This is a genomic window from Pseudomonas sp. zfem005, assembly GCF_032621735.1.
GTDB classification, from domain to species: Bacteria; Pseudomonadota; Gammaproteobacteria; order Pseudomonadales; family Pseudomonadaceae; genus Metapseudomonas; species Metapseudomonas solani.
Genome location: NZ_JAVYJE010000017.1, coordinates 16,782 through 38,599 on the forward strand (window position 1 = coordinate 16,782; position 21,818 = coordinate 38,599).

General features: G+C 66.4%; 20 protein-coding genes. 13 read left to right on the forward strand and 7 right to left on the reverse strand.

All coding sequences use genetic code 11. The annotated features are described in order from the left end of the window. Positions 1-50 precede the first annotated feature (50 nt). Positions 51-1,094 carry a metal-dependent hydrolase gene (locus tag RTW82_RS29000; RefSeq protein ID WP_316927259.1) on the reverse strand — a complete coding sequence of 348 codons (1,044 nt, stop codon included), beginning with the start codon at positions 1,092-1,094 and terminating at the stop codon, positions 51-53. Between the two features lie 180 nt (positions 1,095-1,274). Between RTW82_RS29000 and arfB the strand changes: the two genes are divergently transcribed. Further along, positions 1,275-1,688, forward strand: coding sequence for an alternative ribosome rescue aminoacyl-tRNA hydrolase ArfB (gene arfB / locus RTW82_RS29005; RefSeq protein WP_021218451.1), 414 nt, complete (start codon positions 1,275-1,277; stop codon positions 1,686-1,688). A gap of 125 nt (positions 1,689-1,813) precedes the next feature. Continuing rightward, on the forward strand, positions 1,814-2,746 hold the full coding sequence (locus RTW82_RS29010) for an AEC family transporter (protein ID WP_316927260.1): 933 nt from the start codon (positions 1,814-1,816) through the stop codon (positions 2,744-2,746). A 64-nt stretch (positions 2,747-2,810) separates the two neighbouring features. Here the strand turns inward: RTW82_RS29010 and RTW82_RS29015 are convergent, their stop codons facing one another. The 3 genes from RTW82_RS29015 to phhA all read right to left on the reverse strand — a co-directional run bounded on the left by RTW82_RS29015 (position 2,811) and on the right by phhA (position 5,214). Beyond that, entirely contained in the window at positions 2,811-4,004 is a 1,194-nt protein-coding gene (locus RTW82_RS29015) for an amino acid aminotransferase (protein ID WP_316927261.1), read from the reverse strand. Next, positions 4,001-4,357: a 4a-hydroxytetrahydrobiopterin dehydratase gene (locus RTW82_RS29020; RefSeq protein WP_271658571.1), complete on the reverse strand. Its 357-nt coding sequence runs from the start codon at positions 4,355-4,357 to the stop codon at positions 4,001-4,003. The genes RTW82_RS29015 and RTW82_RS29020 overlap by 4 nt, the downstream gene beginning before the upstream one ends. Positions 4,358-4,422: 65 nt before the next feature. Then, positions 4,423-5,214 carry a phenylalanine 4-monooxygenase gene (phhA, locus tag RTW82_RS29025; RefSeq protein WP_021218455.1) on the reverse strand — a complete coding sequence of 264 codons (792 nt, stop codon included), beginning with the start codon at positions 5,212-5,214 and terminating at the stop codon, positions 4,423-4,425. 258 nt (positions 5,215-5,472) lie between these two features. Between phhA and RTW82_RS29030 the strand changes: the two genes are divergently transcribed. Further along, on the forward strand, positions 5,473-7,032 hold the full coding sequence (locus tag RTW82_RS29030) for a sigma-54-dependent transcriptional regulator (RefSeq protein ID WP_316927262.1): 1,560 nt from the start codon (positions 5,473-5,475) through the stop codon (positions 7,030-7,032). Between the two features lie 217 nt (positions 7,033-7,249). Here the strand turns inward: RTW82_RS29030 and mdtI are convergent, their stop codons facing one another. Both mdtI and RTW82_RS29040 read right to left on the reverse strand, forming a co-directional pair. After that, the gene (mdtI, locus tag RTW82_RS29035; RefSeq protein ID WP_316927263.1) at positions 7,250-7,579 is read right to left on the reverse strand and encodes a multidrug/spermidine efflux SMR transporter subunit MdtI; all 330 of its coding nucleotides are present in this window, start codon (positions 7,577-7,579) and stop codon (positions 7,250-7,252) included. Continuing rightward, positions 7,576-7,932, reverse strand: a complete 357-nt coding sequence (locus RTW82_RS29040; protein WP_043242026.1) for a multidrug/spermidine efflux SMR transporter subunit MdtJ — start codon at positions 7,930-7,932, stop codon at positions 7,576-7,578. The genes mdtI and RTW82_RS29040 overlap by 4 nt, the downstream gene beginning before the upstream one ends. 572 nt (positions 7,933-8,504) lie before the next feature. On the opposite strand from RTW82_RS29040, the gene acs reads away from it, so the two are divergent. The 7 genes from acs (at position 8,505) to argR (ending at position 16,634) form a co-directional block, all read left to right on the forward strand. After that, positions 8,505-10,460, forward strand: a complete 1,956-nt coding sequence (acs, locus tag RTW82_RS29045) for an acetate--CoA ligase (protein WP_316927264.1) — start codon at positions 8,505-8,507, stop codon at positions 10,458-10,460. Between the two features lie 848 nt (positions 10,461-11,308). Further along, positions 11,309-12,091 carry an ABC transporter substrate-binding protein gene (locus RTW82_RS29050; RefSeq protein WP_021218460.1) on the forward strand — a complete coding sequence of 261 codons (783 nt, stop codon included), beginning with the start codon at positions 11,309-11,311 and terminating at the stop codon, positions 12,089-12,091. Between the two features lie 221 nt (positions 12,092-12,312). Continuing rightward, positions 12,313-13,002, forward strand: coding sequence for an ABC transporter permease (locus tag RTW82_RS29055; protein WP_021218461.1), 690 nt, complete (start codon positions 12,313-12,315; stop codon positions 13,000-13,002). A gap of 16 nt (positions 13,003-13,018) precedes the next feature. Then, entirely contained in the window at positions 13,019-13,717 is a 699-nt protein-coding gene (locus RTW82_RS29060; protein WP_021218462.1) for an ABC transporter permease, read from the forward strand. A 4-nt stretch (positions 13,718-13,721) separates the two neighbouring features. Further along, complete coding sequence (locus RTW82_RS29065; RefSeq protein WP_043242022.1) at positions 13,722-14,834, forward strand: succinylglutamate desuccinylase/aspartoacylase family protein; 1,113 nt, start codon at positions 13,722-13,724, stop codon at positions 14,832-14,834. A gap of 24 nt (positions 14,835-14,858) precedes the next feature. Further along, on the forward strand, positions 14,859-15,623 hold the full coding sequence (locus RTW82_RS29070) for an ABC transporter ATP-binding protein (protein ID WP_021218464.1): 765 nt from the start codon (positions 14,859-14,861) through the stop codon (positions 15,621-15,623). Between the two features lie 30 nt (positions 15,624-15,653). Then, entirely contained in the window at positions 15,654-16,634 is a 981-nt protein-coding gene (gene argR, locus RTW82_RS29075) for a transcriptional regulator ArgR (protein ID WP_031287378.1), read from the forward strand. A 267-nt stretch (positions 16,635-16,901) separates the two neighbouring features. On the opposite strand, the gene RTW82_RS29080 is transcribed toward argR, so the two are convergent. Continuing rightward, entirely contained in the window at positions 16,902-18,401 is a 1,500-nt protein-coding gene (locus tag RTW82_RS29080) for a PLP-dependent aminotransferase family protein (RefSeq protein ID WP_316927265.1), read from the reverse strand. Positions 18,402-18,565: 164 nt separating this feature from the next. Between RTW82_RS29080 and RTW82_RS29085 the strand changes: the two genes are divergently transcribed. The 3 genes from RTW82_RS29085 (at position 18,566) to aruF (ending at position 21,756) form a co-directional block, all read left to right on the forward strand. Beyond that, a complete protein-coding gene (locus tag RTW82_RS29085; RefSeq protein WP_184487893.1) occupies positions 18,566-19,024 on the forward strand; it encodes a GNAT family N-acetyltransferase in 459 nt (152 codons plus the stop codon). Positions 19,025-19,370: 346 nt separating this feature from the next. Beyond that, a complete protein-coding gene (locus RTW82_RS29090) occupies positions 19,371-20,591 on the forward strand; it encodes an aspartate aminotransferase family protein (RefSeq protein WP_021218468.1) in 1,221 nt (406 codons plus the stop codon). A gap of 148 nt (positions 20,592-20,739) precedes the next feature. Next, on the forward strand, positions 20,740-21,756 hold the full coding sequence (aruF, locus tag RTW82_RS29095) for an arginine/ornithine succinyltransferase subunit alpha (RefSeq protein WP_184487894.1): 1,017 nt from the start codon (positions 20,740-20,742) through the stop codon (positions 21,754-21,756). Positions 21,757-21,818: the final 62 nt, after the last annotated feature.

Sequence of the window (21,818 nt, forward strand, 5' to 3'; positions counted from 1 at the left end):
CCTTGGTGCTGGCTGGCTGCTAAAGCGTAGCCCAGCGCTGCCGGAAGGCATCAGGGTATGCGTTGCAGCCCGGCGGCCCACTCGGCCAGCGGCACCTCGCGGTCCTGGTGCCAGATGCGCTGCCAGAGCAGTTCCAGCTGTTCCAGGTCGCCGCGCCCGGCGGGCAGGCGCTCGGTGATCGCCGGCAGCACCCAGGCCCCGCCCTCGCGCCGGGCGAGGATGAAGCGGAACGGGTGGTAGCCGGTGAAGCCCAGGCGCAGGTCGGTCACCACCAGGGCGTCGCCCACCTGGTCGAAGCGCAGCACGCCGTCGGTGAACCAGGCCAGCCGCGCGTATTGCGGTGACGCCTTCAGGTGTTCAGCGAGGGCGGTGCCCCGAGGCAGGCTCACCAGTGTGGGCGGGGCCTGGTCGAACCAGCCCACCAGGGCTTCGTGGTAGCGCTCGCCGTCCAGCACCGTGACCCGCCAGAGCAGGCTGTTGAAGGGTGCCGGCGAGGCGAACAGCGCTTCGGCCTGGATGCCCTGGCGCGCCAGCTCGGCCTCGACCCGCTGTTCGGCCATCCATTTGCCGGCGACGGTGAAGGCCAGGTAGAGGCTGGACAGCGCCAGTGCCAGCAGCGGCCCGCGCGGCGCCTTGCCCTGTGGGCTGGAGACCATCCCGGCGAGCACCGCCAGCAGCAGGGGCAGGGTGTAGAGCGGGTCGATGATGAACACGCTGGACCAGGCCGTGGGCGGCGGCGTGAAGGGCCAGAACAGCTGGGTGCCGTAGCTGGTGAAGGCGTCGAGCAGCGGGTGGGTGGCCAGCACCAGCCACAGGGCGAGGAACAGTCGTCGCCCCGAATAGGCCGGGTTCGGCCGCCAGCGCCGCAGGGCCAGGGCGAGCACCAGCGCCAGCAGGGTGAGCACCGGCAGCGAGTGGCTGAAGCCGCGATGGCGGGTCATCACGTCCACGGCGTCCTGGTAGCGGATCAGCACGTCGAGGTCCGGCAGGGTCGCCAGGGCCGCGCCATAGAGCAGCGCCTTGCGCCCCTGCCAGCGGCCCAGCACCGCCGTCTGCACCGTCGCGCCCAACACCGCCTGGGTGATCGAATCCATCGCTGCTCCCCTTCGAGACAAGGCGCCTAAATTAGGGGCTCGCCACGGAGGCGGGAAGTGGCGGGGCAGGGCGATTGGTAAGTTTGTGTGAGCGCGGTGGCGGCCGGATCGGGCGCGGCGGCGAGCTTTCACCGGGCGGCGGCGCTATCCTGTCGCTCTTTCCGCTATCCGGCCCGTGCCATGTTGCTGATCTCCAACAGCGTCCACCTGCCCGACGATGAAATCGAGCTGACCGCCATCCGCGCCCAGGGCGCCGGTGGGCAGAACGTCAACAAGGTGTCCAGCGCCATGCACCTGCGCTTCGACATCAACGCCTCGTCGCTGCCGCCCTTCTACAAGGAGCGCCTGCTGGAACTGCGCGACAGCCGCATCACCAGCGAGGGTGTGATCGTGATCAAGGCCCAGCAGTACCGCACCCAGGAGCAGAACCGCGCCGATGCCCTGGAGCGCCTGGCGGAGCTGATCCGCAGCGCCGGCAAGGTGGAGAAGAAGCGCCGCCCGACCCGGCCGACCCTGGGCTCGAAGACCCGCCGCCTGGACGGCAAGTCCAAGCGCGGGGCGATCAAGGCCGGGCGCGGCAAGGTGGACTACTAGCCCGCAGGCCCCCCGGTTGGCGAAGCCGGGCGATTATCGGCGGGTTTCGCGCCTGGGCAGCACGCCTGGCGGGGCCCGCTGACGGATACTGGCGCCACTCCACCGCCATCGCCCCGAGGCCGCCGTTGCTCGACGTCATCACCATCACCGCCCCCGTGTTCCTGATCATCGGCCTGGGCTTCGCCGCCTCCCTGGGCGGGCTGGTCAGCCGCGAGCAGGTGCGCGGCATCGGCGCGTTCGTCCTCAACTTCGCGCTGCCGGCACTGGTGATCAAGGCGCTGGCCGAGCGCCCCATCGGCGAGGTGTTCAACCCCTGGTACCTGCTGGCCTACGGGCTGGGCTCGCTGGCCGTGTTCGGCCTCGGCCTGGCGTACTTCCGCCTGCTGCGCGGGCGTGGCCTGGCCGATGCCGCCATCGCCGGGCTGGGCATGTCGGCCTCCAACAGCGGCTTCGTCGGCTACCCGGTGGTGGTGATGGTGGCGGGGCCCACGGCGGTGCTCGGCCTGGCGTTGAACATGGTGGTGGAAAACCTGCTGATGATTCCCCTGGCGCTGGCCCTGGCCGAATCGGCGCAGCAGCGCGGCGAGGGGTTCTGGCACACCCTGCGCCTGACCTTCGGGCGCCTGGCGCGCAACCCGCTGATCATCGCCATGCTGGTGGGCGTCGGCCTGTCGCTGCTGGGGCTGCGCCTGCCGGCCGTGCCCGCGCGGGTGGTGGAGATGCTGGCCTCGGCCTCGGCACCGGCCGCGCTCTTCGTCATCGGCGGCACCCTGCACGGCGTGCGCCTCGGCGGCCTGCTGCCGGACATGGCGGCCATCAGCCTGGGCAAGCTGGCCCTGCACCCGCTTGCGGTGGCGGGTCTGTTCTGGCTGCTGCCGCCGGTGGAGCCCGCGCTGATGGCGGCGGGCATTCTCTTCGCCTGTGCGCCGATGATGAGCATCTACCCGCTGGTGGGCATGCGCTTCGGCCTGGAGGCGCGCTGTGCGGCGACCCTGGTGATGGCCACCGTGCTGTCGTTCTTCGGCCTCAGCCTGGCCATCGCGCTGTTGCAGCGCTGAGCGACCGACGCCAGGCCGCTCCGCCGCCCCCGTCAGGGGCGAGGGGCGGGGAGGGAAGGGCCTTTCAGCAGACCCGGGCGAACGCCTGGGCCAGGTCGCCCAGCCGCGAGGCATCCAGGCCGGCGACGTTGGCGCGGCCGCTGCTGACCATGTAGACGCTGGACTCGCTGCGCAGCCGTGCCACCTGATCGGCACTCAGGCCGGTGTAGGAGAACATGCCGCGTTGCTGGGCTATGTGGGCGAAGCGTTCGGCCAGGCCGTGGGGCGCCAGGGCCTCCACCAGGCCGGCGCGCAGTTCGGCGACGCGGCGGCGCATGGCTTCCAGCTCGTCCAGCCACACGGCCTTCAGCTCGGCGTCACCGAGGATGGTGGCGACCACGGCGGCTCCATGGTCCGGCGGGGTGGACCAGAGGTTGCGGGCGATGAAGGCCAGCTGGCTGCGCACGTCGACGAGGGTGTCGGGCGTGGCGGCGCAGACGACCAAGGCGCCGGTGCGTTCGCAATACAGGCCGAAGTTCTTCGAGCAGGAGCTGGTGATCAGCACGTCCGGCAGCGACTCGGCGAACAGGCGCACGGCCCAGGCGTCCTGCTCCAGGCCGTCGCCGAAGCCCTGGTAGGCGAAGTCCAGCAGCGGCAGCAGGCGGCGCGCCTTGACGATTTCCAACACCCGTTGCCAGTCGTGGCGGCCCAGGTCGAAGCCGGTGGGGTTGTGGCAGCAGGCGTGCAGCAGCACCACGTCGCCTTCGGGCACCTGTTCCAGGGCGGCGAGCATGGCTTCCAGGTCGAGGCGGTTGTCGGCGCCGACATAGGGGTAGTGGTGCACGGCCAGGCCGCTGGCGGCGAACAGGGTCTCGTGGATCGGCCAGGTCGGGTCGCTGACCCAGATGTCGCGGCCCGGCAGGCAGCGGGCGATGAACTCCGCTGCCAGGCGCAGGGCGCCAGTGCCGCCCGGGGTCTGGGTGACGCCGGCACGCTGGCCGGCCAGCAGCGGCGAGCCGGCGCCCAGCACCAGCTCGCCCAGCAGGCGGCCGAAGGCGGCATCACCGTGGCCGCCGATGTAGGTCTTGGTGCGCTGCACCTCCACCAGGCGCTGCTCGGCGAGCTTTACTGCGCGGGGGATGGGGGTCAGGCCCTGGCTATCCTTGTAGACGCCCACGCCCAGGTCGATCTTGGCCGGGTTGGGGTCCTGGCGATGGGCTTCGATCAGGCCGAGGATGGGGTCGCCAGGCACGCGCCCGACCGGGGCGAAATGGCTCATTTGCGGCCCTCGGCGCCAGCGGCCACTCCGTCGGTGCGGGCGGCCATGATGAAGTCGTTGCGGTGCAGGCCCTTGGCCTCGTGGCTCCACCAGGTGACGGTGACCTTGCCCCACTCGGTGAGCAGGCCCGGGTGGTGGCCTTCTTCCTCGGCGATGGCGCCCACGGCGTTGGTGAAGGCCAGGGCGTAGCGGAAGTTCTTGAAGCGGTAGACCTTCTCCAGCTGCATGATTCCGTCGCGGACTTCGATGTTCCAGTCGGGGATCTGCTTGAGCAGTTCGGCCAGTTCGGCCTCGGGAACCTTGGGCGCGTCGGCGCGGCAGGCTTCGCAATGGGCTTGGGACAGTGCGGTCATGGGGTTCTCCAGATAGAGGGCAGGTCGGCTGGCGCGGCGGGTGGCGCCAACCGGCGAATAAGGGCTCAGGCCGCCTTGGGCTTGGGCGGGAACTTGGGCGCGTGCAGGCCGAGGGTCATGGCCTGGCGCACCAGCGCCATGATGTCCTCGTGGGCCAGCTCGAACAGGCGCTTGAGGTCCGGCAGCACGAAGTAGAGCGGCTGCAGGATATCGATGCGGTACGGCGTGCGCATGCACTCCAGCGGGTCGAATGCCTGGTGTTCGGGCGCGTCGGAAAGACTGTAGACGGTCTCCTTCGGCGAGGAGAGGATGCCGCCGCCATAGATGCGCCGGCCCTGGGCGGTTTCCACCAGGCCGAACTCGATGGTCATCCAGTACAGGCGGGCGAGGTAGACGCGCTCTTCCTTGGTGGCCTTGAGACCGAGCTTGCCGTAGGTGTGGGTGAACTCGGCGAACCAGGGGTTGGTCAGCAGCGGGCAGTGGCCGAAGATCTCGTGGAAGATGTCCGGCTCCTGCAGGTAGTCCAGCTCTTCCGGGGTGCGGATGAAGGTGGCCACCGGGAACTGCTGGCTGGCCAGCAGCTCGAAAAAGGTCTGGAAGGGGATCAGGGCCGGTACCCGGGCGACACGCCAGCCGGTGGCGGCCTGCAGCACCTGGTTGATCTCGCCCAGCTGGGGGATGCGGTCATGGGGGAGGGCGAGGCGTTCGATGCCGTCCAGGTACTCCTGGCAGGCGCGCCCTTCAATCACCTTCAATTGGCGGGTGATCAGGGTGTTCCATACCCGGTGCTCGCTGTCCGGGTAGTGGATAAAGTCGTTCTCATCCGGCTCGCGGGCCACGTATTGCGAGGTTTTCATTCGGCCTCCTGGGGCGGGGCTTTGTTGTTGTGTTAGGCCATGGATAACCCGGTTCGTTGCGCTGTGCAGCCGGGCGGCAAGGCGCGGCAGGGGAACAGTGGCGGCGTTTCCGTAAAGAAATGTTTACGATTTTGCGAGGGCTAGGCGGAGTCATCTTGCTGGTGGATGGATTCGTCACATATTCTTGACGGAAAAATCGGGCAGGATGCTGATTTTCAGCACCGAGCCCCAGACAAGAACCCGTTTCCGGGGTGCCGCATGCGTATCAAAGTCCATTGCCAGAATCGCGTAGGCATCCTGCGCGACATCCTCAACCTGCTCGTCGACTACGGCATCAACGTCAACCGTGGCGAAGTCGGCGGCGACCAGGGCAACGCCATCTACCTGCTCTGCCCGAACCTGATCAACCTGCAACTGCAGTCCCTGCGGCCGAAGCTGGAGGACATCCCTGGCGTGTTCGGCGTCAAGCGCGTGGGCCTGATGCCCAGCGAGCGCCGCCACCTGGAGCTGAATGCGCTGCTCGGCGCGCTGGAGTTCCCGGTGCTGTCCATCGACATGGGCGGCTCCATCGTCGCCGCCAACCGCGCCGCTGCGCAGCTGCTGGGCGTGCGGGTGGACGAGGTGCCGGGCATCCCGCTGTCGCGCTACACCGAGGATTTCGACCTGCCGGAGCTGGTGCGGGCCAACAAGGCGCGCATCAACGGCCTGCGGGTGAAGGTGCGGGGCGATGTGTTCCTCGCCGATATCGCGCCGCTGCAATCCGAACACGACGAGAGCGAGGCCCTGGCCGGTGCGGTGCTCACCCTGCACCGCGCCGACCGCGTGGGCGAGCGTATCTACCATGTGCGCAAGCAGGAGCTGCGTGGCTTCGACAGTATCTTCCAGAGCTCGCGGGTGATGGCCGCCGTGGTGCGTGAGGCGAGGCGCATGGCGCCCCTGGACGCCCCGCTGCTGATCGAGGGCGAGACCGGCACCGGCAAGGAGCTGCTGGCCCGCGCCTGCCACCTGGCCAGCCCGCGCGGGCAGTCGCCCTTCATGGCGCTGAACTGTGCCGGCCTGCCGGAATCCATGGCCGAGACCGAGCTGTTCGGCTACGGCCCGGGGGCCTTCGAGGGCGCGCGGCCGGAGGGCAAGCTGGGGCTGTTGGAGCTGACCGCCGGCGGCACGCTGTTCCTCGACGGCGTGGGCGAGATGAGCCCGCGCCTGCAGGCCAAGCTGCTGCGCTTCCTCCAGGACGGCTGCTTCCGCCGCGTGGGCAGCGACGAGGAGGTGTACCTGGATGTGCGGGTGATCTGCGCAACACAGGTGGACCTGTCCGAGCTCTGCGCGCGGGGCGAATTCCGCCAGGACCTGTACCACCGCCTCAATGTGCTGTCGCTGCACATCCCGCCGCTGCGCGAATGCCGGGACGGGTTGCCGCCGCTGGTGGAGCACTTCCTCGACTCGGCCAGCCGGCAGATCGGCTGTGCCTTGCCGCGGCTGGCACCCCAGGCCCTGGAGCGCCTCGGCCAATACCACTGGCCGGGCAACGTGCGGCAACTGGAGAACGTGCTGTTCCAGGCGGTTTCCCTGTGCGAGGGCGGCACGGTCAAGCCCGAGCACATCCGCCTGCCGCACTACGGCGCGCCGCAGCCCCTGGGGGATTTCTCCCTCGACGGCGGGCTGGACGCCATTCTCGGGCGCTTCGAGAAGGCGGTTCTGGAATGCCTGTTCGCCGACCACCCCAGCAGCCGCCAACTGGGCAAGCGCCTGGGGGTGTCCCACACCACCATTGCCAATAAGCTGCGCCAGCATGGCCTGGGTCGCGAGGACGTTTAGGAAAAGCCAACGGCGTTGCCTCGCCTACGTTTTTAACAGGCCTGTTAGACCTTGGTGCAATGGCTGGCACGGAGACGGGAGCGTAAAAAGGGCGCTGTCTGAATCTTGCGTGATGCGGACACAAGCGTTTCTACATTCCTCTCCCGGAATGATTGATAGGGCGACCCTGAGGTCGCCCATTTTTTTGCCTGCGATTTGCCCTTCCGCAGAGGGCTGGTCACGCCATTTTCAGCAGGCCCATCCCCAGCACCAGCATGACCAGGCCGACCCAGCCCTGCCAGGCCAGGCGCTGGCCGAACAGCGCCCAGCCCAGGGCGACCGTGGCGAGGATGCCGAAGCCGCCCCAGATGGCGTACGCCAGGGACAGGTCGATGCCATGCACCGCTTGGGCCAGGGCGGTGAAGGCGGCGAGTATGCAGAGGATGGAGACGGCGCCGAGTACACGGCGGCGGAAGCCGTCGGAGTACTTCAGCAATACGTTGGCCAACACTTCCAGGGCGATGGCCAGGCCCAGCCAGGCGAAGTGGATCCAGGTCACGCCGTTCATGCCATCACCTCCTGGCCGCGGGTCGTCGGCGTGGCACGGGTGCCGGACTTGATCAGCAGGATGCCGACGATCATCACGCCCAGGCCGAGGGCCTTGGCCAGGCCCAGGCTTTCCCCCAGCCAGGCGACGCTGACGGCGGTGATCAGGACGATGCCGATGCCTTCCCACAGCGCATAGGCGACGCCCACCGGGACGCGCTTCACCGCCAGGGCGAGGAAGAAATAGGACAGGCCGATGAGCGCGTACATCAGCAGGTAGCCGAGCAGGGGCGCCTGTTCGGTGGCGAATTTCATCGAGGTGGTGCCGACGACTTCGAAGAAGATCGCCGTGAGCAGGTAAATCCAGGAACGCATGGTGCCCTCCCATGGGCGTGCAAAAGCGCCGTCATTCGTTGGACGGGCGCGGGGAATCTTGGTGGATGGCCAGCGCGGGGAGATCCCGGTGTGGCCTTCGATGGAAGAGGGGAGGGCTAGAGGTCGCCGGTCCAGTGGCCTTCACGGGACACCAGACGGGAAAAGTGCAGGGAGTAGGGTTTTGTGTTCGACATAATGAACGGAAAATTACCATTTGGAATCGACTTAAGGCAATCGATAGGATTTGGCTAAATATTTCCGCCTGAATTGGCCGGATGTGGCGCTTTTGTCGATTTTTCTGCTGGATGAGTGTTCGTTTTAATGCGCATGCGTCAGCCATTTCGCACTGCGGGGAACGTTCGTAGCGCTGTTGGCCGATTCGGCCTGCTGGGGTGAGCGTTGTGCGGCTGGGCGCGCGATGCATGCCCGCCCGGGCGGGCCTTGCTACCAGAGCTTTGCAGCGGTCTTAGACCATAGTCCGTATGCGGTAAGACCATGGTCGAATGGCCCTACAGGGAGGCGGGGGATACAAAAGGCGGCATACAAAAACAACTGCCCGTCGAGGTATGAACATGAGTGCTGCTTCACTGTATCCGGTGCGTCCCGAGGTGGCTGAAAAGTCGCTGACCAACGAGGCGACCTACAAGGCCATGTACCAGCAGTCGGTGATCAACCCCGACGGCTTCTGGCGCGAGCAGGCTCAGCGCATCGACTGGATCAAGCCGTTCACCAAGGTCAAGCAGACCTCCTTCGACGACCACCACGTCGACATCAAGTGGTTCGCCGACGGCACCCTCAACCTGTCCGCCAACTGCCTGGACCGTCACCTCGCCGAGCGCGGCGACCAGCTGGCGATCATCTGGGAAGGCGACGACCCGTCCGAGCACCGCAACATCACCTACCGCGAACTGCACGAAGAAGTGTGCAAGTTCGCCAACGCCCTGCGCGGCCAGGATGTGCACCGTGGTGACGTGGTCACCATTTACATGCCGATGATCCCCGAGGCGGTGGTGGCCATGCTCGCCTGTACCCGTATCGGCGCGATCCACTCCGTGGTCTTCGGTGGCTTCTCTCCTGAAGCCCTGGCCGGTCGCATCATCGACTGCAAGTCCAAGGTGGTGATCACCGCCGACGAAGGCCTGCGCGGCGGCAAGAAGACAGCGCTGAAAGCCAATGTCGACGACGCCCTGACCAACCCCGAGACCAGCAGCGTGCAGAAGCTGATCGTGGTCAAGCGCACCGGTTCGGACATCAAGTGGAACCCGCACCGCGACGTCTGGTACGAGGACCTGATGAAGGTCGCCTCCAGCCAGTGCCTGCCGAAGGAAATGGGCGCCGAGGACCCGCTGTTCATCCTCTACACCTCCGGCTCCACCGGTAAGCCCAAGGGCGTGCTGCACACCACCGGCGGCTACCTGGTCTACGCCTCGTTGACCCATGAGCGCGTGTTCGACTACCGTCCGGGCGAAGTCTTCTGGTGCACCGCCGACATCGGCTGGGTCACCGGCCACACCTACCTGGTCTATGGGCCGCTTTCCAACGGTGCCACGACCCTGATGTTCGAAGGCGTGCCGAACTACCCGGATGTTTCCCGCGTCGCCAAGATCATCGACAAGCACAAGGTCAACATCCTCTACACCGCCCCCACCGCCATCCGCGCGATGATGGCCGAGGGCAAGGCCGCCGTGGCCGGTGCCGATGGCTCCAGCCTGCGCCTGCTGGGTTCGGTGGGCGAGCCGATCAACCCGGAGGCCTGGCACTGGTACTACGAGAACGTCGGCCAGTCCCGCTGCCCGATCGTCGACACCTGGTGGCAGACCGAGACCGGCGCCTGCCTGATGACCCCGCTGCCGGGTGCCCACGCCCTCAAGCCGGGCTCCGCCGCGCGCCCCTTCTTTGGTGTGCAGCCGGCCCTGGTGGACAACCTGGGCAACCTCATCGAGGGCGCCGCCGAAGGCAACCTGGTGATCATCGACTCCTGGCCGGGCCAGGCCCGTACCCTGTACGGCGACCACGACCGTTTCGTCGACACCTACTTCAAGACTTTCAAGGGCATGTACTTCACCGGTGACGGTGCCCGTCGCGACGAAGACGGCTACTACTGGATCACCGGCCGCGTCGACGACGTGCTCAACGTCTCCGGCCACCGCATGGGCACCGCCGAGATCGAAAGCGCCATGGTCGCCCACCCGAAAGTCGCCGAGGCCGCCGTGGTCGGCGTCCCCCACGACATCAAGGGGCAGGGCATCTACGTCTACGTCACCCTCAACGCCGGGGTGGAGTCCTCCGAGGCATTGCGCCAGGAACTCAAGCAGTGGGTGCGCCGCGAGATCGGCCCCATCGCCACGCCGGACGTCATCCAGTGGGCACCGGGCTTGCCCAAGACCCGCTCGGGCAAGATCATGCGCCGCATCCTGCGCAAGATCGCCGTGGCCGAGTACGACACCCTCGGCGATATCTCCACGCTGGCCGATCCCGGCGTGGTGCAGCACCTCATCGATACCCACCGCACCATGCAGGCCGCCTGACCCGGCGCCTGCGCGCAACACCCACGCCCCGCCCCGGCCACAAGCCGCGGCGGGGCGTTTTCGTTTGAATTTGTGAAACCACGTCCTTAGGGCGTGGTCATCGGTTCTTCCTGTGACGATTTGAATGGAGAGCCCAGCAGGATGAACGCGTGTCGTTGGGTGTGCCGTGCGCACCTCCGTGCGGTGCTTCCGGCGAGTCCGAGGTGCGCGCAGCACACCCTACGTCCGGAGTGAGCGGCGGCTGCATGTTCCGAGGTCTGATTGCCCCCTTCTAGGGGGCCAAAAGCAAAGCCGCGTTCTAAGAACGTGGATTTTTACTTGCGGGGGGCTTGGTCACTGGGTCGTGTCGGCGACGACGCCAAGCAACTGATTTATATCGGCGAAAGAAGTTTGTGCGGCCAAGTGCCGGACTGCCCGGTCAGGGTAACGCTGGCGCTGTTACGCGTTGCGCCGAAACGGGGCGACAGGGAACACCCTGCCTCGAATGAGGGCGGGAAAGTCCGCTCGGGAAAAATCGATCCAAGGCTGCAAGCCTTGTGGATAAAGGGGGATCTATTTATTGGCGCGGTAATTGCTGTTTCATTCGGTTTAACGTCTTTCTGGCTCTTGCATATCGGCAAGAGACTGTCAACCCGCCCGCCCTGGCCGTCCTGGCCTTTTGTAATTTGTTGTCGCATTGAAGAAATATCGACTTTAGGGCTGTCGCTAGAATGCCGCTCACCCGGCCACGGCCATTTTCCCTGAGATCGATCAAGGTAAACCCGGCGCCTCTTTCTACAATTCATCGAAGGCCTGGGCACTTTCTCACTCTGCCAGCAGAAGCCATACCCATTCGTAGGAGTCAAAAGATGAAGAAGATCGCACTTCTCGGCGCCATGGCGCTTTCCCTGTTGTCGCCGCTGGCTGCTGTGGCCGATGAAGCCAAACCCCTGCGCATCGGTATCGAAGCGGCCTACCCGCCCTTCGCCTACAAGACTCCGGACGGCAAGATCACCGGCTTCGACTACGACATCGGCAACGCCCTGTGCGCCGAGATGAAGGTCGAGTGCAAATGGATCGAGCAGGAATTCGACGGTCTGATCCCGGCCCTCAAGGTGCGCAAGTTCGACGCCATCCTGTCCTCGATGACCATCACCGACGAGCGCAAGAAGTCCGTGGACTTCACCGGCAAGTACTACCAGACCCCGATCAAGCTGGCGATGAAGGCCGGCACCGTGATCAACGACCCGCTGGTGGACCTGAAGGGCAAGAAGGTTGGCGTGCAGCGCGCCAGCACCTACGACCGTTTCGCCACCGAGGTCTATGCCCCGGCCGGCATCGAAGTGGTGCGCTACAGCTCGCAGAACGAAGTCTTCCTCGACATGACCTCCGGCCGCCTCGACGCGACCCTGGCCGATGCCGTGAACATCGACGACGGTTTCCTCAAGACCGAAGCCGGCAAGGGCTTCGCCCTGGTAGGCCCGGACTACACCGATCCGAAGTACTTCGGTGAGGGCGCCGGTATCGCCGTGCGCAAGGGCGACAAAGCCCTGGCCGACAAGATCACTGCCGCCATCGCCGCCATCCGCGCCAACGGCAAGTACAAGGAAGTGCAGGACAAGTACTTCCAGTTCGACGTTTACGGCAACTGATAGAACGCTGAAGACCGGCGCCTCGCCCAGGTTTCAGTGACATATCGAAAAGGCTGCCTTTCCCCGGAAGTGGCACAACCAGGATGTTGAGGTCGCCAGCAGGCGACCACAGCGGCGCGACACCAGGCTCCACGGTTCGCGGCTAACCTGCAGGTTGTGCCACTTTTTCGTTGCAGCGGTGCTGTCCGGTTCCAGCCGGGGCGCTGCATGAGGACCTGAACATGCTCAACGGCTACGGCTCGACCATTCTCGATGGTGCCTGGCTCACCCTTCTGCTGGCCCTGTCGTCCATGTCGATGGCCATCGTCCTGGGCCTGGTCGGCGCGGCGTTCCGCCTGTCGCCGGTGCGCTGGCTGGCGCTGCTGGGCGAGACCTATGCCACGGTGATCCGCGGCATTCCCGACCTGGTGCTGATCCTGCTGATCTTCTACGGCGGCCAGCAGGTGGTGAACATGGTCGCGCCCCTGGTCGGCTATGAGGATTACATCGATCTCGATCCGTTCTGGTCCGGGGTCTTCACCCTCGGCTTCATCTTCGGTGCCTACCTGTCCGAGACCTTCCGTGGCGCCTTCATGGCGATCCCGAAAGGGCAGGGCGAGGCCGGCTTCGCCTACGGCATGAGCGGCCGCCAGGTGTTCTTCCGCGTGCTGGTGCCGCAGATGATCCGCCTGGCCATTCCCGGCTTCACCAACAACTGGCTGGTGCTGACCAAGGCCACCGCGCTGGTTTCGGTGGTCGGCCTGCAAGACATGATGTTCAAGGCCAAGAGCGCTGCGGACGCGACCCGCGAGCCCTTCACCTTCTACCTGGCCGTGGCTGCGCTCTACCTGGTGCTGACCAGCGTTTCCCTGCTGGCCCTGCGCTTCCTGGAAAAACGCTATTCCGCCGGCATCAAAGCCGCCGAGCTGTGATCAAGAGGGCGCACGCGTGATCTTCGACTACAACGTCATTCTGGAAAACCTGCCGCTCTACTTCGGTGGCGTGCTGGTTACCCTCAAGCTCCTGGCGATCTCCCTCGCCCTGGGCCTGCTGGCGGCCGTGCCGCTGGCGCTGATGCGGGTCTCCAAGCAGCCGGCGGTGAACTTCCCGGCCTGGCTCTACACCTATGTCATCCGCGGCACCCCGATGCTGGTGCAGCTGTTCCTCATCTACTACGGCCTGGCCCAGTTCGCCTGGGTGCGCGAGAGCGTGCTCTGGCCCTACCTGTCCAATGCCACCTTCTGTGCCTGCCTGGCGTTCGCCGTGAACACCAGCGCCTACACCGCCGAGATCCTCGCGGGCAGCATCAAGGCCACGCCCCATGGCGAGATCGAGGCCGCCAAGGCCATCGGCATGTCGCGGGCCAAGCTGTACCGCCGCATCCTGCTGCCTTCGGCGCTGCGCCGCGCGCTGCCGCAGTACAGCAACGAGGTGATCATGATGCTGCACACCACCAGCCTCGCCTCCATCGTCACCCTGATCGACATCACCGGCGCCGCGCGCACCGTGAACTCGCAGTACTACCTGCCGTTCGAGGCCTTCATCACCGCCGGCCTGTTCTACCTGTGCCTGACCTTCATCCTGGTGCGCCTGTTCAAGCTGGCCGAGCGCCGCTGGCTGGCCTACATGGCCCCGCGCAAGGCCTGACCCCATGCAGCGCATCGACCACCTGTTGCCCTGGGGCGCCCCCGGTACCCGCCGCGAGCTGACGGTTTTCCGTTTCGGCAGCGGCGCGCGCAAGGCCTATATCCAGGCCTCGCTGCATGCCGATGAGTTGCCGGGCATGCGGGTGGCGGTGGCGCTGAAGAAGCGCCTCGCCGAGCTGGAAGCCGAAGGGCGCCTGGCCGGCGTGGTCGAACTGGTGCCGGTGGCCAACCCCATCGGCCTGGGGCAGGTGCTCCAGGCCAGCCACCAGGGCCGTTTCGAGTTCGCCAGCGGTAAGAACTTCAACCGTGATTTCGCCGACCTCGCCGAGCTGGTGGCGCCCGCCCTCGATGGGCGCCTGGGCAGCGACGTGGCGGCCAACGTGCAATTGATCCGCAGTGCCATGCACCAGGCTCTCGATGGCCTGGCGCCGGCCGCCTCCGAGCTCCAGGGCCTGCAGCGCCTGCTGCTGCGCCATGCCTGCGACGCCGACCTGGTGCTCGACCTGCATTGCGACTTCGACGCGGTGATGCACCTCTACATGATTCCCCAGCAGGCGGACGCCTTCGGCCCGCTGGGCGCGCGCCTGGGGGCCGGCGCCATGCTGGTGGCCGAGGATTCCGGCGCCAGCTCGTTCGACGAGGCCTGCTCCATGGCCTGGCTGCGCCTGCAGCGTCGCTTCCCCGAATGCGCCATCCCGCTGGCCTGTGTGGCGGCGACCGTGGAGCTGGGCGGCATGGCCGACACCGAGCGCGAGCGCGCCGAAGCCAGCTGCGAGGCCATCCTCGCCTTCCTCGCCGGGCAGGGGCTGATCAGCGGCGAATGGCCACCGGCACCCGCGCCCCGTTGCGAGGTGACGCCCTTCGAGGGCGCCGAATATGCCTATGCCCCCCATGCCGGGGTGGTGAGTTTCCTGCAGCCGGTGGGGGCGATGGTCGAGGCGGGTGATCCGCTGTTCGAAGTCATCGACCCCCTGGATGACCGCCACAGCGTGGTGCGTGCCTCCACCGGTGGTGTGCTGTATGTGCGCGAACGCCTGCGTTTTGCGCAGCCCGGACTGTGGCTGGCCAAGGTGGCCGGCCATGTACCTATTCGTCAGGGACGCTTGTTGAGCGACTGATCCATTCGCATCGAGACCGAGACCATGTACAAACTGGAAGTCCAAGACCTGCACAAGCGTTACGGCAGCCATGAAGTCCTCAAGGGCGTATCCCTGGCGGCCAAGGCGGGTGACGTGATCAGCATCATCGGCTCGAGCGGCTCGGGCAAGAGCACCTTTCTGCGCTGCATCAACATGCTCGAGCAGCCCCACGGCGGCAAGATCCTGCTCAACGGCGAAGAGCTGAAGCTGGTGGCCAACCGCGACGGCGGCCTCAAGGCGGCCGAGCCCAAGCAGCTGCAGCGCATGCGCTCGCGTCTGGCGATGGTGTTCCAGCACTTCAACCTGTGGTCGCACATGAGCGCCCTGGAGAACGTCATCGAAGCGCCCGTGCACGTGCTCGGGGTACCGAAGAAGGAAGCCATCGAGAAGGCCGAGCACTACCTGGCCAAGGTGGGTGTGGCGCACCGCAAGGACGCCTACCCGGCGCACATGTCCGGTGGCGAGCAGCAGCGCGTGGCCATCGCCCGTGCCCTGGCCGTGGAGCCCGAGGTGATGCTGTTCGACGAACCCACCTCCGCCCTCGACCCCGAGCTGGTGGGCGAGGTGCTCAAGGTGATGAAGGACCTGGCCACCGAAGGCCGCACCATGGTGGTGGTGACCCACGAGATGGGCTTCGCCCGCGAGGTTTCCAACCAGTTGATCTTCCTGCACAAGGGCGTGGTCGAAGAGACCGGCTGCCCACGCGAAGTGCTGGCCAATCCGCAATCCGAGCGCCTCAAGCAGTTCCTCTCGGGGAGCCTGAAGTAATTAATGCCAACTGCGGCTAAGCTGCCTGCCATGACTGCCCATCGAATCGGTTTTCTCCTCTGGCCCGGCACCAAGGCCATGACCCTGGCGCTGGCCGAGGAAGCACTTCGCGTTGCTCAACGCCTGCACTCCGACGTGGTTTACGAGCTGCACTTCCTCCAGGCCGAAACACCTGCCGAGGGCGCCTGGCGCCTGCCCGGCGAAGCCTGGACCGGCAAGCTCGAAGGCCTCACGCGGCTGTTCCTGCTGGCCGACGAGCCGCCGGCGCCGATGTCGGCTGCGCTGTCGGCGGCGATCAAGCAGCTGGTGCGTTCCGGCTGCGTGATCGGCGGCCTCTCCGCGGGTGTCTATCCGCTGGCCCAGCTCGGCCTGCTCGACGGTTACCGCGCGGCGGTGCACTGGCGCTGGCAGGACGATTTCACCGAGCGCTTCCCCAAGGTCATCGCCACCAGCCACCTGTTCGACTGGGACCGTGATCGCCTCAGTGCCTGTGGCGGCCTTTCGGTTCTCGACCTGCTGCTGGCGGTGCTGGCCCGTGACCACGGCGCCGAGCTGGCGGGCGCGGTATCCGAGGAGCTGGTGGTGGAGCGCATCCGCGAAGGCGGCGAGCGCCAGCGCATTCCGCTGCAGAACCGCCTCGGCTCCAGCCACCCGAAGCTCACCCAGGCGGTGCTGCTGATGGAGGCCAATATCGAGGAGCCGCTGACCACCGACGAGATCGCCCAGCACGTGTGCGTGTCGCGTCGTCAGTTGGAGCGCATCTTCAAGCAGTACCTCAACCGGGTGCCCAGCCAGTACTACCTTGAGCTGCGCCTGAACAAGGCCCGGCAGATGCTGATGCAGACCAGCAAGTCGATCATCCAGATCGGCCTGTCCTGCGGCTTCTCCTCCGGCCCGCACTTCTCCAGCGCCTACCGCAATTTCTTCGGCGTCACCCCCCGCGAAGACCGCAACCAGCGCCGCAGCAGCGGCCCCTTCGACAACCAGCCGGCCCTCGCCGAGCGCGGTTGATCGCCCGCACCGGGTGGGCGTCGTGCCTGCCCGGTGTCTGGCCTGTCCCTTTCCTTCACTTGAACCTGAGAAATTACGTCCTCAGGGCGTGGTCATGAGTCATCGGCGCTGCCTGTGAAGGTTTGAATTGAGCGCTCAGCAGGATGAACTCGTGCCGTAGGGTGTGCCGTGCGCACCGCCACACGGTGTTTCCGGCAGGCTCCCCAGGTGCGCGTGGCACGCCCGTCCATACACCGCCCGCTGGGCCGCGCTGCGCTTGGCGCCAACCTACGGAGCCCGTTTCCTGCTGGCCGCGTCCAGGCAGCGTTCCAGCGTGGCGACCGCACGCGTGAGCTCTTCCGGGGTGTAGGCGGCGAAGCCCATGAGGAAGCCCGGCTGCGCCGGGCGCTCGACATACAGCCCGCTCAGCCCCAGCAGCTCGATGCCCGTGTTGCGCGCGGCGGTGACGGCGGTGGCTTCGGGCAGGTCCCCGGTGAGCAGGCAGGGCATCTGTAATCCTCCGGCCGGAACATGGGGTTCGATCAGCGTGCCCAGTCTCTTTTCCAGCAGCTCCGCGAGGAGGGCCAGTCGCTCAGCGTAGAGGGTGCGCATGCTGCGGACGTAGGCGCCGAAGTGCCCGCCGCTGATGAAGCGCGCCAGGGTCAGCTGGGAGATGGACGCGGTGTGGCCGTCCAGCAGGGTGCGGGCGACGGTCATGGGCTCCACCAGCGCCGGCGGCAGCACCAGGTAGCCGATGCGCAATCCCGGAAACAGCGATTTGGTGAAGGTGCCTATATAGAGCGTCCGCTCGTGCGCATCCAGGCCCTGGACGCAGGCGGTCGGCCGGCCGGCGTAGTGGAATTCGCTGTCGTAGTCGTCCTCGATGATCCAGGCCTGTTCCCGCTTGGCCCATTCGATCAGGGCCAGGCGCCGCTCCAGGGAAAGCGTCGCGCCCGTCGGGAACTGGTGTGACGGCGTCAGGTACACCGCCTTGGCGGGATGGGGGTGAGCCAGGAGTCGGTCCACCTGCAGGCCCTCTGCGTCGACGGGGATGGCCTGGCAGGCGAGCCCTGCGGCTTCGAAGGCCTTGCGGGCACCGTAGTAGGCCGGGTCTTCGATGAATATCCGCTCGCCCGCGTCCAGCAACACGGTGGCGCACAGCCCGAGCGCCTGCTGGGAACTGGTGAGCACCAGCACCTGGTCTGCCGAGGTGCGGGCGCCACGTTCCAGGTTGACGTAGTCGGCGATGGCCCGGCGCAGCGGCTCCAGGCCCTGGGGGTCGCCATGCAGCAGGGCTTTCGAACCGAACTCCTTCAGCGCCTGGCGTTGCAGGCGCTCCCAGGTTTGCAACGGAAAGGTGCGCGTCTCGGGCACGCCATGGGCGAAGGGGCGGGGGGCGAGGTGCTCGCGCACGCCGCCCTGGCGCAGCATGGCCTGGCCGCGCCTGCTCAGCCCGGGCCCTTCCTCCGTTGTCTTGCGTGTGCGCCGCGCGGCGGGCCTGCCGGGCAACAAGCGGGTGGCTTCGGCCACGAAGCTGCCGCTGCCGACCCGGCGTTCGATGAAGCCTTCGGCATGCAGTTGGCCGTAGGCGGACTCGATGGTGTCCCGGGAGACTCCGAGGGAGCTGGCCAGCAGGCGCGAAGCGGGCAGTGGCGTGCCCGTCGCCAGGGCGCCATCCAGTATCAGCTGGCGGAGGGCGCGCTGGATCCGTGCGTGCAGCGGCAATGGCAGGAGTTCCGGATGAACCAGCCGGGCCTTGACCGATTCCAGCAGGGAGTTCTTGAACAATTGGTCTGCTCTTGATGCATATATTGGCGGGGAAAATCAGGCCAATAGGGCGCTATAAAACGGCCACGGTCAAGCCTGGTGGAGCTGGCGCAGGAGCGCGGGCCCGCGCTTGATCGGCAGTTCCGGGAGGGAGGGCCTCCCGGATGGAAAACAGGAGCATTTCCATGACAGCAGTGCAGCAACTCATCTCGGTTCGCCCGGTGAAGCCGGAAGATTTCGACAAATGGGCCGAGTATTGGGGCAAGTACCAAGAGTTCTATGGCGTGGACCTGAGCCCGGAGGTCACCCGGATGACCTGGGCGCGGTTCTTCGATGAGCGCGAGCCGGTCCAGGCCGCCGTCGCCACGGATGGCGAGCACATCTTCGGCTTCGTCAACTTCGTCTTCCATCGCTCGACCTGGGCCGTGAACGACTTCTGCTACCTGGAGGACCTCTACGTCTCCCCCAGCGTGCGTGGCCAGAAGATCGGCAAGAGGCTGATCGAGTACGTGCAGGGGCAGGCCCGGGAAAGGCAGTGCGACCGGCTGTACTGGCATACCCAGGAGAGCAACCACACCGCCCAGCGGCTGTATGACTGGATCGCCGAGCGGCCGGGGGTGATCGAGTACCGGATGCCGCTTTAGCGGGTGGATGGTGCCTTTCGCGGAGTCCGCTCGGGCTCCGCTCCACGGGCCTGCGCGAGCGGCCCTTGCAAGGACGCCGGAACCGCCCGGTTCCGGCAGTCGCCGATCGCCATTCGCGTCGTCATCGAAGCCTCGCCGGTCATCCGCTGACCGATGCGCTGCGCCCCGTGCGTCCCGTGGCGATCCGCGTTTAAACTGCGCCTTCCCGAAGCTTTCTGTCGCATTTACGAAAGCCTCGGTTTTTCACGGGTTGGCGCTGTAAGAAGTTGTCGCTTGGCGGCAATGCCAACCCCTAATCTGTCCCTACAATCCTTTCATCACTAGCCGTTCATGGCAGGAGAAACTGATGTCCGTTGAGCATGCGCAGGTCGAGCGCGCCGATTTCGATCAGGTGATGGTTCCCAACTACGCCCCCGCCGCTTTCATTCCGGTACGCGGTGAGGGTTCGCGAGTCTGGGACCAGAGTGGCCGCGAATTGATCGATTTCGCCGGCGGTATCGCCGTGAACTCCCTCGGCCATGCTCACCCGGCGCTGGTCAAGGCACTGACCGACCAGGCCAACAAGATCTGGCACGTGTCCAACGTCTTCACCAACGAGCCGGCCCTGCGCCTGGCCAAGAAGCTGGTGGCCGCCACCTTCGCCGAGCGCGTGTTCCTCGCCAACTCCGGCGCCGAGGCCAACGAGGCCGCCTTCAAGCTGGCCCGTCGCTACGCCCATGACGTCTATGGCCCGCAGAAGCACGAGATCATCTCGGCCACCAACAGCTTCCACGGCCGCACCCTGTTCACCGTGACCGTCGGTGGCCAGCCCAAGTATTCCGACGGCTTCGGCCCCAAGGTCGAGGGCATCACCCATGTGCCCTTCAATGACCTGGAAGCGCTGAAGGCCGCCATCTCCGACAAGACCTGCGCCGTGGTGCTCGAGCCCGTGCAGGGCGAGGGCGGTGTACTGCCGGCCACCCAGGCTTACCTGGAAGGCGCGCGCAAGCTGTGCGACGAGCACAACGCGCTGCTGGTGTTCGACGAAGTGCAGAGCGGCATGGGCCGCAGCGGCAAGCTGTTCGCCTACCAGAACTACGGCGTGACCCCGGACATCCTCTCCAGCGCCAAGAGCCTGGGCGGCGGTTTCCCCATCGGCGCCATGCTGACCACCACCGAGATCGCCAAGCACCTGGTGGTGGGCACCCACGGCACCACCTATGGCGGCAACCCGCTGGCCAGCGCCGTGGCCGAAGCGGTACTGGACGTGATCAACACCCCGGAAGTGCTGAGCGGCATCAACGCCAAGCACGACCGCTTCAAGACCCGCCTCGAGGCGATCGGCAAGAAGTACGGCATCTTCACCGAAGTACGCGGCCTCGGCCTGCTGCTGGGCGCGGCCCTGTCCGATGCCTGGAAGGGCAAGGCCAAGGACGTGCTCAACGCCGCCGAGAAGGAAGCCGTGATGGTGCTGCAGGCTGGCCCGGATGTGGTGCGCTTCGCGCCCAGCCTGGTGATCCCGGATGCCGACATCGACGAGGGCCTGGATCGCTTCGAGCGCGCCGTGGCCAAGCTGACCCAGGCCTGAGGCCCGGGTGATACGCGGCACAGGGCTGTGCCGCGGTTCCGATTCCAGGGATGAACGTTTTCATGCGTGATCGGCGGCCTTTTGGCCGCCGTTTTCTCCGGCCGACCTCGCATGGGTTGCCCGGAGCCTTTATTGAAGGAGTGACACCATGCTGGTGATGCGCCCCGCGCAAATGGCCGACCTTGCCGATGTTCAGCGCCTGGCTGCGGACAGCCCCGTTGGTGTCACTTCGCTGCCGGACGACGCCGAGCGCCTCGGCGAGAAGATCGCCGCCTCGGAAGCCTCGTTCGCCGCCGAAGTCAGCTTCAACGGCGAGGAGAGCTATTTCTTCGTCCTGGAAGACACCGAGACCGGCCGCCTGGTCGGCTGCTCGGCCATCGTCGCCTCGGCGGGCTTCTCCGAGCCCTTCTACAGCTTCCGCAACGAGACCTTCGTCCACGCCTCGCGCGAGCTGAAGATCCACAACAAGATCCACGTCCTCTCGCTGTGCCACGACCTCACCGGCAACAGCCTGCTGACCAGCTTCTACGTGCAGCGCGAGCTGGTGGGCACCGCCAGCGCTGAGCTCAACTCCCGGGCGCGCCTGATGTTCATGGCCAGCCACCCGGAGCGCTTCGCCGATGCGGTGGTGGTGGAGATCGTCGGCTACAGCGACGACGAGGGCGAATCGCCGTTCTGGAACGCCGTGGGGCGCAACTTCTTCGACCTGAACTACATCGAGGCCGAGCGCCTCTCGGGCCTGAAGAGCCGCACTTTCCTCGCCGAGCTGATGCCCAACTACCCCATCTACGTGCCGCTGCTGCCGGACGAGGCACAGGAATCCATGGGCCAGGTGCACCCGCGCGCGCAGATCACCTTCGACATCCTGATGCGTGAAGGCTTCGAGACCGACAACTACATCGACATCTTCGATGGCGGCCCGACCCTGCACGCCCGCACCTCCGGCATCCGTTCCATCGCCCAGAGCCGCGTCGTGCCCGTGCGCATCGGCGAGCAGCAGAAGGGTGGCCGCCAGTACCTGGTGAGCAACGGCCTGCTGCAGGACTTCCGCGCCGTGGTGGCGGACCTCGACTGGGTGCCCGGCAAGCCGGTGGAACTCAGCCTGGAGATCGCCGAAGCCCTCGGCGTGGGTGAAGGCGCCAGCGTGCGCCTGGTAGCGATTTAAACCGAAACGCCAAGCGGCGGCCGTTGCCGCCGGCTTGCAGCGTGCCGCTTGAAGCATGCAGC